General features: G+C 62.6%; 15 protein-coding genes. 12 read left to right on the forward strand and 3 right to left on the reverse strand.

Annotation, left to right across the window (positions count from 1 at the left end; genetic code table 11):
- Nucleotides 1–717 precede the first annotated feature (717 nt).
- The 11 genes from BT116_RS18600 to madM all read left to right on the forward strand — a co-directional run bounded on the left by BT116_RS18600 (nt 718) and on the right by madM (nt 9,535).
- On the forward strand, nt 718–1,074 hold the full coding sequence (locus BT116_RS18600) for a DUF6124 family protein (RefSeq protein ID WP_072346236.1): 357 nt from the start codon (nt 718–720) through the stop codon (nt 1,072–1,074).
- Between the two features lie 266 nt (nt 1,075–1,340).
- Complete coding sequence (locus BT116_RS18605) at nt 1,341–1,934, forward strand: nucleotidyltransferase domain-containing protein (protein ID WP_072346238.1); 594 nt, start codon at nt 1,341–1,343, stop codon at nt 1,932–1,934.
- A 348-nt stretch (nt 1,935–2,282) separates the two neighbouring features.
- On the forward strand, nt 2,283–3,953 hold the full coding sequence (gene mdcA / locus BT116_RS18610; RefSeq protein WP_072346240.1) for a malonate decarboxylase subunit alpha: 1,671 nt from the start codon (nt 2,283–2,285) through the stop codon (nt 3,951–3,953).
- Nucleotides 3,953–4,828 carry a triphosphoribosyl-dephospho-CoA synthase gene (locus tag BT116_RS18615; protein WP_072346242.1) on the forward strand — a complete coding sequence of 292 codons (876 nt, stop codon included), beginning with the start codon at nt 3,953–3,955 and terminating at the stop codon, nt 4,826–4,828. Before mdcA ends, BT116_RS18615 begins: the two co-directional genes overlap by 1 nt.
- Nucleotides 4,828–5,127 carry a malonate decarboxylase subunit delta gene (locus BT116_RS18620; protein ID WP_003206454.1) on the forward strand — a complete coding sequence of 100 codons (300 nt, stop codon included), beginning with the start codon at nt 4,828–4,830 and terminating at the stop codon, nt 5,125–5,127. The genes BT116_RS18615 and BT116_RS18620 overlap by 1 nt, the downstream gene beginning before the upstream one ends.
- Complete coding sequence (locus BT116_RS18625; protein WP_072346244.1) at nt 5,120–5,971, forward strand: biotin-independent malonate decarboxylase subunit beta; 852 nt, start codon at nt 5,120–5,122, stop codon at nt 5,969–5,971. Before BT116_RS18620 ends, BT116_RS18625 begins: the two co-directional genes overlap by 8 nt.
- Complete coding sequence (gene mdcE / locus BT116_RS18630; protein WP_072346246.1) at nt 5,968–6,771, forward strand: biotin-independent malonate decarboxylase subunit gamma; 804 nt, start codon at nt 5,968–5,970, stop codon at nt 6,769–6,771. Before BT116_RS18625 ends, mdcE begins: the two co-directional genes overlap by 4 nt.
- Complete coding sequence (locus BT116_RS18635; protein ID WP_072346248.1) at nt 6,765–7,388, forward strand: malonate decarboxylase holo-ACP synthase; 624 nt, start codon at nt 6,765–6,767, stop codon at nt 7,386–7,388. Before mdcE ends, BT116_RS18635 begins: the two co-directional genes overlap by 7 nt.
- The gene (gene mdcH / locus BT116_RS18640) at nt 7,385–8,305 is read left to right on the forward strand and encodes a malonate decarboxylase subunit epsilon (RefSeq protein ID WP_072346250.1); all 921 of its coding nucleotides are present in this window, start codon (nt 7,385–7,387) and stop codon (nt 8,303–8,305) included. The genes BT116_RS18635 and mdcH overlap by 4 nt, the downstream gene beginning before the upstream one ends.
- 67 nt (nt 8,306–8,372) lie before the next feature.
- Nucleotides 8,373–8,765, forward strand: coding sequence for a malonate transporter subunit MadL (madL, locus tag BT116_RS18645; protein ID WP_072346252.1), 393 nt, complete (start codon nt 8,373–8,375; stop codon nt 8,763–8,765).
- Nucleotides 8,766–8,770: 5 nt separating this feature from the next.
- The gene (madM, locus tag BT116_RS18650) at nt 8,771–9,535 is read left to right on the forward strand and encodes a malonate transporter subunit MadM (RefSeq protein WP_072346254.1); all 765 of its coding nucleotides are present in this window, start codon (nt 8,771–8,773) and stop codon (nt 9,533–9,535) included.
- 110 nt (nt 9,536–9,645) lie between these two features.
- On the opposite strand, the gene BT116_RS18655 is transcribed toward madM, so the two are convergent.
- Entirely contained in the window at nt 9,646–10,560 is a 915-nt protein-coding gene (locus BT116_RS18655) for a LysR family transcriptional regulator (protein ID WP_072346256.1), read from the reverse strand.
- Nucleotides 10,561–10,853: 293 nt separating this feature from the next.
- Here BT116_RS18655 and BT116_RS18660 point away from each other — a divergent pair, with 293 nt between their 5' ends.
- A complete protein-coding gene (locus tag BT116_RS18660; RefSeq protein WP_018609564.1) occupies nt 10,854–11,471 on the forward strand; it encodes a PAQR family membrane homeostasis protein TrhA in 618 nt (205 codons plus the stop codon).
- A gap of 142 nt (nt 11,472–11,613) precedes the next feature.
- Here BT116_RS18660 and BT116_RS18665 read toward each other — a convergent pair whose 3' ends face one another.
- Nucleotides 11,614–12,333, reverse strand: coding sequence for a 16S rRNA (uracil(1498)-N(3))-methyltransferase (locus BT116_RS18665; RefSeq protein WP_072346258.1), 720 nt, complete (start codon nt 12,331–12,333; stop codon nt 11,614–11,616).
- A gap of 206 nt (nt 12,334–12,539) precedes the next feature.
- Nucleotides 12,540–13,946 (reverse strand): adenosylmethionine--8-amino-7-oxononanoate transaminase, encoded by a 1,407-nt coding sequence (locus tag BT116_RS18670; protein WP_072346260.1) that lies wholly within the window; start codon nt 13,944–13,946, stop codon nt 12,540–12,542.
- Between the last annotated feature and the right edge of the window lie 223 nt (nt 13,947–14,169).

A 14,169-nucleotide genomic window follows, 5' to 3' on the forward strand; every position in this document is an offset into this window, starting at 1 on the left:
CGGTGCCTCGCTAGGGCTCGGCATGCCCGAACGCAGGCATTGCTCCGTGGGCCCGCCGCGAAGGGCCATCCATGGCCCAGCGCGGCTATCCCGGCATCCATGCTGGGATGCCCACTACGCAATACCTGCGTTCGGCCATCGTGGTTAACGGGGCGCCGAGATCAACGTCCGGCGCGAGGCGGCCTTATAGCCGACCTGTTTCGCCCGGGTGTACTCAATTCCAATGTGGGCTTGCCCGCGAAGGCGACGGCACATTCTGCATTGATGCAAGCAGAGCCACCGCCATCGCGAGCAAGATTGGCGGTGGACACTGATCTTATAAACGACCAAAAACCTGTGTGTGAGCGAGCTTGCTCGCGATGGCGGCCTGACAGCCGACCAAGGTTGTGGGAATGGTCGGACAAACTTCCTGACTCAAGCAGATTTTTCCGACGAGTTCTGGCGGTTGCCGGGTGGGAAGGGCTGTCGCTAACCTTTTCCTGTCGCTGCAAATTCAGCGATCGGGCTTGGAAACCCGAAGTAGACGGCGCAAAAGCGCCCTTCATAACGTATGCTGACGGTCGTTTTTTGACCTTGCTTTCGTTATGGCGGCTGTGCGCGGGAGACCTTCGGGTCTGCCGGGCTCGTTTACCCCGGTTTTCCAACCTGCGTACGGCTGCCACCCATTCGCTTGGAAACGAACGTGGCAGCTCCAACCAGTAAACGGAGTGTCACCCTATGTTCAAGGTCACCCCCAATCCCCCCGAAACCGACCCCTCATCAGGCCACGCCGGCCTTGATCCGCAAAAGCTTGATGAAGCCGCCGAACGTGCCCTGAGCTTCTATCTCGACCCCAAACCTCAAACCAAAAAGAAACAACCTCCTGGTCAACTGTTCACTGTCGTGGATGACCTCGACAGCGAATGCCTCCTGGCCAACCTCAGCGAAACCCTCGCCTCCGCCAATGTCATGCTCAACGAGCTGGCTTTCGACCTTGAGGGTTCGCCCCGGCATTTTGCCCTGGGCATCCAGCAGATGATCGAACTCAGTCAGTTGCTGGCCAATCGGGCGCTGGATATTGTCGACCCGCGCTAAAGCTGAACGCGTTCTTGTGGCGAGGGGATTTATCCCCGTTGGGCCGCGCAGCGGCCCCCAAGCCTGAGTTCTCGGAATGTCAGACTGCTCAGGTTACGGCTGCTGCGCAGCCCAGCGGGGACAAACCCCCTCGCTACAGAACTCGAACCCAACCACATACCCCTGTCTCTCCCAAAAGGCCGGGCGCTACGTTTAATGTCAATCCCAACTTGATAAGTCCCAAAAAGGGACCTATCGTTCCCTTTTTGGGACTTATAGCCTTTGCCATGAATCACCTCTCTCTAAGCGATGCGTTGTTCACGGCCACTCAGCAACGGGTCCTGGGCCTGTTGTTCGGTAAACCGGATCAAAGCTTCTATGCCAATGAAATTGCTCGCTGGGCTCAAGTCGGCAAGGGCAGTCTCATGCGGGAGCTGGAGCGTTTGCAAAGCTCAGGGATTTTGCTGATGACTCGTCAGGGCAATCAAACCCATTACCAAGCCAATGTGCATTGCCCGATCTACGCGGAACTGTTGGGCATCGTTCAAAAAACCATGGGGATAGCCGAGCCGTTGCGCCAAGCTTTGCAGCCGTTTTCCAGGCAGTTGAGTTGGGCGTTCGTCTACGGCTCCATCGCCAAAGGTCAGGCGAACGCATCTAGTGACATAGATCTCATGCTGATCGGCGAAGGCCTGCACTACAGTGAAGTGATGGAGCGGCTTATGCCTCTGGAGGAGCAACTGGGCCGTCGTCTTAACCCTACGCTCTACACGCCCCAGGACTGGGCTGCAAAATTTGCGGCGGGTAACAGCTTCGTGGTGCGGGTAGCGCGGCAGGACAAGATCAACTTGCTGGGTGAAGACGCTTTCGATCGTGTTTGATGAGTACCAGTTGAAGCCTCGTGATAGCCGCAAAATCTAATTCCTGTGGGAGCTTGCTCCCACACGGGGCATCGTTGCGCCGTGATTAACCGGCCTACCAATAACCCTGTGGCGAGGGAGCTTGCTCCCGCTCGGCTGCGTAGCAGCCGCGAACCCGGCAATGCGGTCTGCCTGAAAATACGCAGGGGCCTGCTTCGCAGGCCAGCGGGAGCAAGCTCCCTCGCCACAGGGCGGTGTGATCCATCCCACCGTTACTCCAACCGTAACGATCCACCGCTGAGCTTGATTGATGCACCTGCCACGACCCTCCTAAGGTAACCCCCACGACAGCGAACCCGTGGAGTGGTCATGACAACAACAATATCCCCCGACTCGCGCTGGACGCGGCGGCGCAGCGAAAAGCAGCGGCGTCTCGAGCTGGTGAAGGGGCTTGCCGACGGTGTGGTGTTGCCCACCGACAAGATCGTTGCTGCGCTGGAGGCGTTGATCCTGCCCGGTGACCGCGTGGTGCTGGAGGGCAATAACCAGAAGCAGGCGGACTTCCTTTCCCGCTCCCTGGCGAAAGTCGATCCTTCGAAGCTGCACGACCTGCACATGATCATGCCCAGCGTCGGCCGTTCCGAGCACCTCGATCTGTTCGAACGCGGCATTGCCCGCAAGCTGGATTTTTCCTTCGCCGGCACCCAGAGCCTGCGCATCAGCCAATTGCTCGAAGACGGTCTGCTGGAAATCGGCGCGATTCACACCTACATCGAGCTCTACGCCCGGTTGGTGGTGGACCTGATCCCCAATGTGGTGCTCTCGGCCGGTTTCATGGCCGACCGCGCCGGCAATATCTATACCGGCCCCAGCACCGAAGACACACCGGCGCTGATTGAGCCGGCGGCGTTCAGCGACGGGATTGTCATTGTCCAGGTCAACCAGTTGGTGGACGACGTCAGTGACCTGCCGCGCGTCGACATTCCGGCGTCCTGGGTCGATTTCGTGGTGGTGGCCGACAAGCCGTTCTACATCGAGCCGCTGTTCACCCGTGACCCGCGCCACATCAAGCCTGTGCATGTGCTGATGGCGATGATGGCGATCCGCGGGATCTACGAAAAACACAACGTTCAATCCCTCAACCACGGCATCGGTTTCAACACCGCCGCCATCGAACTGATCCTGCCGACCTACGGTGAATCCCTCGGTTTGAAGGGCAAGATCTGCCGTAACTGGACCCTCAATCCTCACCCAACCTTGATCCCGGCCATTGAAAGCGGCTGGGTTGAAAGCGTGCATTGTTTTGGCACTGAGTTGGGCATGGAAAACTATATCGCCGCGCGACCGGATGTGTTTTTCACCGGACGCGATGGCTCGCTGCGTTCCAACCGCATGGTTTGCCAATTGGCCGGACAGTACGCGGTGGACCTGTTCATCGGCGCGACGCTGCAAGTGGACGGCGACGGCCATTCCTCAACGGTGACGCGCGGTCGATTGGCCGGTTTTGGCGGTGCGCCGAACATGGGCCACGACCCGCGCGGTCGCCGCCACGGCACGCCAGCCTGGCTCGACATGCGCCATGGCGATGGCGAAGCGCCGTTGCTCGAACGCGGCAAGAAGCTGGTGGTGCAGATGGTCGAGACGTTCCAGGAGGGCGGTAAACCGACCTTCGTCGACACCCTCGACGCGGTGGACGTGGCGAAGAAAGCTGGCATGCCCCTGGCGCCGATCATGATCTACGGCGACGACGTCACCCATTTGCTCACCGAAGAAGGCATCGCCTACCTGTACAAGGCCCGTTCCCTGGAAGAGCGCCAGGCGATGATCGCGGCTGTGGCCGGGGTCACTGCCATCGGCTTGCGCCACAACCCGAAAGACACCGCGTGCATGCGTCGCGAAGGGTTGATCGCCTTGCCCGAGGACCTCGGCATCCGCCGGACCGACGCCACCCGCGAGCTGCTTGCGGCCAAGAGCGTGGCCGACCTGGTGGAGTGGTCCGGTGGCCTCTACAACCCGCCCGCCAAGTTCAGGAGCTGGTAATGCACGCCTTTAACCTGCAACCGAAAAAACTGTCCTTGGCCGAACGTCTGGCGGACATGGCGGTGGATGCGCTGATCGACGAGGCCGACCTGTCGCCCAAACCCGCCCTGGTGGACCGGCGCGGCAACGGCGCCCACACCGATCTGCACCTGGGCCTGATGCACGCCTCGGCGCTGTCGCTGTGGCCCGCGTTCAAGGAAATGGCCGAAGCCGCCCTCGATTGTGGCGAAATCGGCCTGCCATTGCGCGAAGCCCTCGGCCGGATCGGCCGTGAAGGTGAAGCCGCGATGCTTGTCACCACGGGCGGCGTGAACACCCACCGTGGCGCGATCTGGGCCTTGGGCTTGCTCGTGGCGGCGACGGCGCTGGAGCCTGAATCCAATGCGCCAGGCGCAGTCACCCTGAGGGCTGCGCGCCTGGCCTTGCTCAACGACCGTTATGCACCTCAACCCTTGAGCCATGGTGCCCAGGTAGCCCAGCGCTACGGCGTACGCGGTGCCCGGGAGGAAGCGCAGCTGGCGTTCCCGGCAGTGACCGGCCTCGGCCTGCCGCAACTCAAGCGCAGTCGCGCGGCGGGCGCGGGCGAGCAGAACGCCCGGCTCGATGCCTTGCTGGCGATCATGACCACCCTGGCTGACACCTGCGTGCTCTACCGTGCTGGCGAACCCGGTTTGCAGGCTATGCAGCTGGGCGCCAAGGCGGTGCTCGATGCCGGTGGCAGTGCGAGCCTGGGCGGACGCCGCCAGTTGCACGCCCTGGACCAACAACTGATCGCCTTGAACGCCTCGCCCGGCGGCGCTGCCGACCTGCTCGCCGCCTGCCTGTTCCTCGATCGTATCGAACGCGGCGATGGCCTCTTCACTGGAGTGTATTGATGGAAACCTTATCCTTTGAATTCCCCGCCGGGCAGCCGCCACGGGGGCGGGCGCTGGTGGGCTGCGTCGGCTCGGGCGACCTGGAAGTGCTGATCGAACCCGGCCTGGCGGGCAAGTTGACCATTCAGGTGCAGACCTCGGTCAACGGCAGTGAACAACGCTGGCAGCACCTGTTCGCCCGCATGTTCGACGGCCAGACACCGCCGGCCTTGTCTATCGACATCCACGATTTCGGCGCCACCCCCGGCGTGGTGCGTTTGCGCCTGGAGCAAGGCTTCGAGGAGATCGGCCATGACTGACAGTGCAGCGTTGCTCAACAAGCACAGCTTCGTCGAACTCGGCGCCCGGCAGCGGGCCAAGGCTTTGCTCGATGACGGTACGTTCCGCGAACTGCTCGACCCGTTCCAGCGAATCATGTCGCCCTGGCTCCTGCGCCAGGGCGTGGTGCCACAAAGCGACGACGGCGTGGTGATCGCCAAAGGCAGCCTCGATGGCCTGCCCGTGGTGATCGCCGCCATCGAAGGCGCGTTCCAGGGCGGCAGCCTCGGCGAAGTCGGCGGGGCGAAGATTGCCGGTGCGCTGGAACTGGCCGCCGAGGACAACCGCAAGGGCACCCCGACCCGCGCGGTGTTGCTGTTGGAAACCGGCGGCGTGCGTTTGCAGGAAGCCAACCTCGGATTGGCGGCGATTGCCGAGATTCATTCGGCGATTGTCGACCTGCGCCAATACCAACCGGTGGTCGGTGTGGTGGCCGGCAGCGTCGGCTGTTTCGGTGGCATGTCCATCGCCGCCGGGCTGTGCAGTTATCTGCTGGTGACCCAGGAAGCCCGGCTGGGCCTCAACGGCCCACAAGTGATCGAACAGGAGGCCGGGATCGACGAATACGACTCCCGCGACCGGCCGTTCATTTGGAGCCTGACCGGCGGCGAGCAACGTTTCGCCAGTGGACTGGTGGACCGTTATGTCGCCGATGATGTGGCGCGGATCCGCCAGCAGGTCAGCCAACTGCTGCATCTGGGTGTTCCCACCGAGCACCGCAGCGGGCAGGCCGAACTGTTCCTGCAACGCCTGGCCCGGTTGGACACCGACGTGCAAATCGAACCAGCCGCGGTTCGCCAGTTGTATCAAGGAGAACGCCCATGAACTCGTATTCATTGAGAGGTTTGCGCTGGTTCGAGGCCTTGAGCGGCGGCGCCAAACCGTTGGAAAGCTTGCCTGCTTCGTTGAAGGTCGCGGACGTCACGCTGGGCGGGCAACACGTGCGCCTGCTGGCGGTGGTGGCGGATCCCGACAGTCGTTTTCCCCGTGCCCGCAATGGCGAGGTGGGTTTGCTCGAGGGGTGGGGCCTGGCCAAGGCCGTGGACGATGCCATCGACGCCGACCGCGATGCCCCTCACAAGCGTGCATTGGTCGCTATTGTCGATGTGCCGAGCCAGGCCTACGGCCGGCGCGAAGAAGCCCTGGGCATCCATCAGGCCTTGGCCGGAGCGGCGGACAGCTATGCCCGTGCGCGGCTGGCCGGGCACCCGGTGATTGGCCTGCTGGTGGGCAAGGCCATGTCGGGGGCGTTCCTGTCCCACGGCTACCAGGCCAATCGGCTGATTGCACTGCGCGATCCGGGGGTGATGGTCCACGCCATGGGCAAGGCTTCGGCGGCGCGGGTGACCCTGCGCAGCGTCGAGGAGCTTGAAGCCCTGGCCGCCAGCGTGCCGCCGATGGCCTATGACATCGACAGCTTTGCCAGCCTGGGGTTGTTATGGGAAATTTTGTCGGTGGAGCAAATCGAACAGCCCTTGGCCCAGGATCTGACGCGGGTGACGGATTGTCTGCTCCAGGCGATTGAAGATGTCGAGGCGGGGCCGCGTGATCTGAGCGGCCGTCTGGGGGCGTACAACCGCATCGCGTCGAGCAGGGTTCGCCAACTGCTGAGAGAGCAGTGGTGAGTACGTATCTGGCCCATGACCTGCTCTGGGGGCTGACCCCGGAGCAGTTGGCTGCGGATGCGTCAAAATGGGTAGTCGAGTCGATCACCGCCGGCCAACCGGTGGTGGTTCGGCGCGCACTGACGGCACCAGGTCAAATCGCGGTCGGCGTGCGCGGGCGCTTGCGCGAGCAGCGTTATGCAACCTCGATGGCGATCGCGGCGATCGCCCGTCGCGTCAGGCCAGAAGATCTTTGTCACGTTGCCTCGACTCGCGACTTGCCAGCCCTGCAAGCACTGTCCCACCTGCGTCCGCTGCTTGATGCCAGTGGCTGGACCTGGGGCGTCAGCGGCAGCGCCGGGTTCGAGCTCGCCACGGGTATCGAGGCGCTGCATGAACGCAGCGACCTGGATTTGATTCTGCGGGTGCCGCATTTTCTCGATCGTCTCCAGGCCAGGGAATTGCTGGCGCAACTGGATGCCTCGGTTTGCGCCGTGGATATGCAGTTGCAAACACCCTGCGGTGCCGTCGCCCTGCGCGAGTGGGCGGGTTCGTCGCGGCGGGTCTTGCTCAAGGATGATCTTCAAGCTCGGCTGGTGAGCGATCCTTGGCAGCCATCGCTGGAGCAAGTCGCGTGAGCAGCCTCTTGGTGTTCCCCGGCCAGGGTGCGCAGCGAGCAGGCATGCTTCATGGCCTGGCGCCGCAAATTCTGGGCGAGGCGAACGACGTGCTCGGTGAGGATGTCCTGCAGTTGGACAGTGCCGAGGCGCTGCAATCGACCCGTGCGGTGCAACTATGTTTGTTGATCGCCGGCGTGGCGGCGTCCCGTCGCTTGCTGGAGCAGGCACCTGCCCCGGACTACGTGGCGGGACTGTCCATCGGTGCCTATCCGGCGGCGGTGGTGGCCGGGGCGCTGGGGTTCGAGGATGCTTTGCGGCTGGTCAGCCTGCGGGGCGAATTGATGCAGCAGGCGTATCCGCAAGGTTATGGCATGACCGCGATCATCGGCCTCGACCTCGCGGCAGTGGAGGCATTGCTGGCGCAGGTGCACAGCGACCACACTCCGGTCTACCTGGCCAACATCAACGCGGATAACCAGGTGGTCATCGCCGGCAGCGACGAGGCCATGAACAACGTTGCCAGGCAGGCGCGAAGCCTGGGCGCCGGGAAGGCCTGTCGGCTGGCAGTGAGCGTGCCGTCCCATTGCCCGTTGCTGGAAGCACCAGCCCGGGTATTGGCCCAGGCATTTGCCGACGTGTCGTTGAAAGCACCGGCCTTGGGTTATCTCAGCGGCAGCCGCGCGCGACCGCTGGTCAACACCGAGGCTTTGCGCGACGACCTGGCGTTCAACATGTGCCGCGTGGTGGATTGGCGCGGCACCGTGCAAAGCGCCTACGAGCGAGGCGTGCGACTACAGATCGAACTGCCGCCCGGTGCGGTGCTGACCGCCCTGGCGCGCCGGGTATTCGAGCAGGGCACTGTCATGGCTTTCGACGGTGCCCGGCTCGACACCTTGCAGGCGCTGTTGCGTGAGGAGGGAAACCGCCAACCCTAAACCACCGACTCAAGCTGGCGAAGCACAAAAACAACAACTTCGACGATGCACTTTGAGGACTACAACAATGATTATCTACGGTGTGGCATTTTTGGCCTTTTGTACCCTGGCGGGTATTTTTATCGGTGAACTGCTGGGCAAATTGATCGGCGTGCCGGCCAACGTCGGCGGCGTCGGCATTGCGATGCTGTTGTTGATCGGCCTGGGCAGTTACCTGAGCAAGCGTGGCCTGTTCAAGGGTAAATCCGAGGCCGGCGTGGAATTCTGGAGCGCGGTCTACATTCCCATTGTGGTGGCGATGGCGGCGCAGCAAAACGTCTACGGCGCGCTCAAGGGCGGACCGATGGCGATCCTGGCCGGAACCCTGGCGGTGGTGATTGCCTTTGCGTTGGTGCCGGTGCTGGTGCGCATTGGTAACAAAGGGCCCCAGGGCAACGTCTCCGTTAAGACGGTCGGGTGATTGCCATGTACGAATCCATGATGAAAGTCATCACCGGCTACGGCCTGATCAGTGGTTTTGCGATTGTCGGCATCACCATGTGGGTGTCCTACTGGATCAGCAACACGTTCACCAAAGGTCGGCTGCATGGTTCGGCCATCGCCATTCTCCTGGGGCTGGTGCTCTCCTACATTGGCGGGGCTATGACGGGTGGGCAGAAGGGGGTGGTGGACATTCCGCTGCTGTCCGGGATTGGTTTGCTGGGCGGTGCGATGCTGCGGGACTTTGCCATCGTCGCCACGGCGTTTGGCGTGAGTATCGAAGAACTCAAGCGCGCCGGTTTCGTCGGGGTGCTGGCGCTGTTCGTCGGGGTCGCTACGTCGTTCATCGCTGGCGTGGGCGTGGCGATGGCGTTCGGTTACACCGACGCGGTGAGCCTGACCACCATTGGCGCCGGGGCGGTGACCTACATCGTCGGGCCGGTGACCGGGGCGGCGATTGGTGCCAGTTCCGAGGTGATGGCGTTGTCCATTGCCGCCGGGTTGATCAAGGCAATCCTGGTGATGGTAGCGACGCCGTTCGTGGCACCGTTGATTGGCCTCAACAATCCGCGCAGCGCGGTGATTTTCGGTGGCCTGATGGGCACCTCCAGCGGCGTGGCCGGTGGCCTGGCGGCCACCGATCCGAAACTGGTGCCATATGGCTGCCTGACGGCGGCGTTCTATACGGCGCTTGGGTGCTTGTTGGGGCCTTCGTTGTTGTTTTTGATCATGCGGGGGTTGATGGGGTAGGGCCTGGTCTCTTTGTCGACAGGACTGTCCCCATCGCGAGCAGGCTCGCTACACAGTTGACCGCGTGTCCCTGTGGGAGCGAGCTTGCTCGCGATGAAGGCAACACGGTCTCAAGCCTGGCGGTTGGCATACATCCGGCACTCAGCCAACAGCGCCAGCAGATTCGGATCACGCTCCTTGGCCTTCAGGAACACCACGCCAATGCGCTGTTGTAGCCGATACCTTTCCTGCAACGGGATCAATTTCACCCGGTTTTCATACACCGCCGCAATTCGTCCCGGCAACAACGCATAGCCCACCCCGGAGCTAACCATGCTCAGCAGGGTGAAGATGTCGTTGACCTGCATCGCCACCTTCGGCTCGAACCCCGCCTGCTTGAACACCCGAACCCCGTCCTGGTGCGTGGCGAAGCCCTGGGTCAAGGTGATGAACGTCTCGTCGCGCACCTCGGCCAGATCGACCTCGCTGCGCTGGGCAAAGGGTGAATCAGCTGGCGTGGCGAGGAAGATGTCGTCGGAAAACAGCTCGATATGCTCACAGTCCGGGTCGTTAACGCTGTCGTCCAGGGAGATCAGGATCGCGTCCACTTCCATGTTCTTGAGCTTGTACAGCAGGTCGATGTTCGAGCCGAGGATCAGGTCGATATTGAGTTCGCTGCGGCGGATCTTCAGGCCCATGATCAGTTGCGGCACGGTCTTGACCGTCAACGAATACAGCGAGCCGAGCTTGAAGCGTTCGGCGGAGAAACCAGCGGCTTCGCGGGTCAGGCGTACGCTTTCGACCACGTCCTGGATCAGCTTCTGCGCCCGCTCTTCCAGCACGTAAGCACTTTCCAGCGGCGTGAGGTTGCGGCCTTCGTGCTTGAACAACGGGCAGCGCAGGGCGCTCTCCAGCGAGTGAATGGCCCGGTGCACACTGACATTGCTGGTCTGCAACTCGGCCGCCGCCCGCGCCAGGTTGCCGGTGCGCATGAAGGCCAGGAACACCTCGAGTTTCTTCAGGGTCAATTCTTCGTCGATCAGCATGGGGTGGGGCTCTTATTCGTATCGCCCGATTGTGCCCCAATCGACTCTTTTTGGAGGGGTTAATCTGTGGCGAGGGGATTTATCCCCGCCGGGCTGCGCAGCAGCCCCAATTCTGCCGCATCACCGTGTCAGGCAAATTGCATTCAACTGTATTGGGGCCGCTTCGCAGCCCAGCGGGGATAAATCCCCTCGCCACAGGGTGTCGTGTGCCCTGAGGACTACAGCAAACCATTGCACTTTGCAGCGCCAGGCCTGAGCCTTGGCGTCTGCTCTGGAATGTGAGGTGGGACTGGATGTATCACGGAGAACGACTCAACGCCTGGACGCACTTGGTCGGGGCGGTGGCGGCTTTTATCGGGGCGGTGTGGTTGCTGGTGATTGCCGGGATGGCGGGCGATCCGTGGAAGATCGTCAGCGTGGCGATCTACGGGTTCACTCTGCTGGTGCTGTACAGCGCTTCGACGGTTTACCACAGCGTGCGCGGGCGCAAAAAAGCGATCATGCAGAAGGTCGATCACTTTTCGATCTACCTGTTGATCGCCGGCAGCTACACCCCGTTCTGCCTGGTGACCCTGCGCGGGCCGTGGGGCTGGACCTTGTTCGGGATCGTCTGGGGGCTGGCGCTGATCGGGATACTGCAGGAGATCAAGCCACGCTCCGAAGCGCGGATCCTGTCGATCGTCATCTACGCGGTGATGGGCTGGATCGTGCTGGTGGCGGTCAAGCCGCTGCTGGCGGCCCTGGGCAGCGCCGGGTTTGCCTGGCTGGCCTCGGGCGGCGTGTTGTACACCGTGGGCATTATCTTCTTCGCCCTCGACCATCGGCTGCGCCACGCCCATGGCATCTGGCACCTGTTTGTGATCGCCGGCAGCTTGCTGCACTTCGTGGCGATTCTGTTTTATGTGCTCTAACCCCTGAGCAACCTGGATTCAATGTGGGAGCGAGCTTGCTCGCGATAGCGGCGGACCAATCAACATCGATGCTGACTGACCCAACGCCATCGCGAGCAAGCTCGCTCCCACAGCGGGCATCTCCCACAGCGGGCATCTGGCTTCAGAAGTCCCCCCACAACTGCTGCGCCACCGCCAGCGCCACCACCGGCGCGGTTTCGGTGCGCAGCACGCGAGGGCCGAGGCGGGCGGCATGGTAGCCGGCGGTCTTGGCCTGTTCGACTTCGGCGTCCGACAAACCGCCTTCAGGACCGATCAGGAACGCCAGTGTCGACGGTTTGTCATGGCTGGCCAGCGGCTCGGCCACCGGATGCAGCACCAGCTTGAGCTCGGCCTCGGTCTGCTTCAGCCAGTCGGCCAGCAGCAGGGGCGGGTGGATGACCGGCACGCTCGAGCGCCCGCATTGCTCGCAGGCGCTGATTGCCACCTGGCGCCAGTGCAGCAGGCGCTTGTCGGCGCGCTCGTCCTTGAGGCGCACTTCGCAGCGTTCGCTGAAAATCGGCGTGATCTCGCTGACCCCCAGCTCCGTGGCTTTCTGGATCGCCCAATCCATGCGCTCGCCCCGGGACAAGCCCTGGCCGAGGTGGATGCGTAGCGGCGATTCAGGTTGTCCGGCGAACTGCTCGTCCAATTGCACCCGCACGCGTTTCTTGCCGACTTCGGCCAGGGTGCCGCGAAACTCCTGGCCCGAGCCGTCGAACACCTGCACCGCATAGCCTTCGGCCATGCGCAGCACACGGCCGATGTAGTGGGCCTGGGCCTCGGGCAGTTCGTGGTCGCCGAGGCTCAGGGGCGCGTCGATGAAGAAGCGGGACAGTCTCATGTCGGATCTCTGAAAAAGTTAACGGTGCTATGAGGCCCCCCACACCTGTGGCGAGGGGATTTATCCCCGTTGGGCTGCGAAGCAGCCCCAAATACATCCAACGCGATTTGCCTGAAGCATCGGGGTATCCGGTTTTAGGGCTGCTGCGCAGCCCAACGGGGATAAATCCCCTCGCCACAATGGTGTTCCAACAGTGCATCGCGATGTCAGCCCGGATCGCGATAACCCGGATGAAAGTCCTTCGGCACCGCCACGCTGACCTTGTCCCGGGTGGCGATGTCGATGCCCTCGCTGGCCACTTCGGCCAGGAAATCGATCTGCTCCGGGGTGATGACATACGGCGGCAGGAAATACACCACGCTGCCCAGTGGGCGCAGCAAGGCACCACGCTCCAAGGCATGCTGGAACACACTCAGGCCGCGCCGTTCCTGCCACGGATAAGCGGTTTTGCTGGCCTTGTCCTTGACCATCTCGATGGCCAGCACCATGCCAGTCTGGCGCACTTCGGCGACGTTCGGGTGATCGGCCAGGTGCGCGGTGGCGCTTGCCATGCGCTGGGCCAGGGCCTGGTTGTTTTCGATGACGTTGTCTTCTTCGAAGATATCCAGCGTCGCCAGGGCCGCCGCGCAGGCCAGCGGGTTGCCGGTGTAGCTGTGGGAGTGCAGGAAGGCGCGCAGGGCCGGGTAGTCGTCGTAGAACGCGCTGTAGACCTCGTCGGTGGTCACGCATGCGGCCAGCGGCAGGTAGCCGCCGGTCAGGGCCTTGGACAGGCAGAGGAAGTCCGGCGTGATACCGGCCTGCTCACAGGCGAACATCGTCCCGGTACGGCCAAAGCCGACGGCGATTTCGTCGTGGATCAGGTGCACGCCATAGCGATCGCAAGCCTCGCGCAGCAACTTCAGGTACACCGGGTGGTACATGCGCATGCCGCCGGCGCCCTGAATCAGCGGTTCGACGATCACTGCCGCCACCGTGTCGTGGTGCTCGGCCAGGGTCTGTTCCATGGCCGCGAACAGGTTGCGCGAATGTTCTTCCCAACCCATGCCTTCAGGGCGGTGGTAGCAGTCGGGGCTCGGCACCTTGATCGTGTCCAGCAGCAACGCCTTGTAGGTTTCAGTGAACAACGGCACATCGCCCACCGACATCGCCGCGATGGTTTCGCCGTGGTAACTGTTGCTCAGGGTGACGAAGCGCTTCTTGTCCGGCCGACCGCGATTGATCCAGTAGTGGAAGCTCATCTTCATCGCCACTTCGATGCAGGACGAGCCGTTATCGGCGTAGAAGCACCGGGTCAGGCCTTCAGGCGTCATCTTCACCAGGCGCTCGGACAGCTCGATCACCGGCTGGTGGCTGAAGCCGGCGAGAATCACATGCTCCAACTGATCGACCTGGTCCTTGATGCGCTGGTTGATGCGTGGGTTGGCGTGGCCGAACACGTTGACCCACCAGGAGCTGACGGCATCGAGATAGCGCTTGCCTTCGAAATCTTCCAGCCACACGCCTTCACCGCGCTTGATGGGGATCAGCGGCAGCTGTTCGTGATCTTTCATCTGGGTGCAGGGATGCCACAGTACCGCGAGGTCGCGTTGCATCCACTGGTTATTCAGGCCCATTAACAGTCTCCTCGAGGCGGCTCGCGGCGGGCGCGGGCAAAACAATCGCGCAAGCCTATGCAATGGCGGCCCCGGGGACAACCCATTGTGTCATTGCGGCGACTTTGAGCGAGGCGATAGACGCCGCTGGCGGCGCTTTGATGGCTGACGTATTCTTCGCGGCTCTTCTGAGCTGTCTGGCTCGAAAAACTGAAATTACCTACGTTTACTCCGGAGTCCGTTG

Source organism: Pseudomonas sp. NFACC16-2, assembly GCF_900119205.1.
Taxonomy (GTDB): Bacteria; Pseudomonadota; Gammaproteobacteria; order Pseudomonadales; family Pseudomonadaceae; genus Aquipseudomonas; species Aquipseudomonas fluorescens_Q.

Coding starts and splice junctions, on each gene's coding strand:
- madM (WP_072346254.1), top strand. CDS start 8,771: ATGTACGAATCCATGATGAAAGTCATCACCGGCTACGGCCTGATCAGT.
- BT116_RS18655 (WP_072346256.1), bottom strand. CDS start 10,560: ATGCTGATCGACGAAGAATTGACCCTGAAGAAACTCGAGGTGTTCCTG.
- BT116_RS18665 (WP_072346258.1), bottom strand. CDS start 12,333: ATGAGACTGTCCCGCTTCTTCATCGACGCGCCCCTGAGCCTCGGCGAC.
- madL (WP_072346252.1), top strand. CDS start 8,373: ATGATTATCTACGGTGTGGCATTTTTGGCCTTTTGTACCCTGGCGGGT.
- BT116_RS18670 (WP_072346260.1), bottom strand. CDS start 13,946: ATGGGCCTGAATAACCAGTGGATGCAACGCGACCTCGCGGTACTGTGG.
- BT116_RS18660 (WP_018609564.1), top strand. CDS start 10,854: ATGTATCACGGAGAACGACTCAACGCCTGGACGCACTTGGTCGGGGCG.
- BT116_RS18615 (WP_072346242.1), top strand. CDS start 3,953: ATGCACGCCTTTAACCTGCAACCGAAAAAACTGTCCTTGGCCGAACGT.
- mdcE (WP_072346246.1), top strand. CDS start 5,968: ATGAACTCGTATTCATTGAGAGGTTTGCGCTGGTTCGAGGCCTTGAGC.
- BT116_RS18600 (WP_072346236.1), top strand. CDS start 718: ATGTTCAAGGTCACCCCCAATCCCCCCGAAACCGACCCCTCATCAGGC.
- BT116_RS18625 (WP_072346244.1), top strand. CDS start 5,120: ATGACTGACAGTGCAGCGTTGCTCAACAAGCACAGCTTCGTCGAACTC.
- BT116_RS18605 (WP_072346238.1), top strand. CDS start 1,341: ATGAATCACCTCTCTCTAAGCGATGCGTTGTTCACGGCCACTCAGCAA.
- BT116_RS18620 (WP_003206454.1), top strand. CDS start 4,828: ATGGAAACCTTATCCTTTGAATTCCCCGCCGGGCAGCCGCCACGGGGG.
- mdcA (WP_072346240.1), top strand. CDS start 2,283: ATGACAACAACAATATCCCCCGACTCGCGCTGGACGCGGCGGCGCAGC.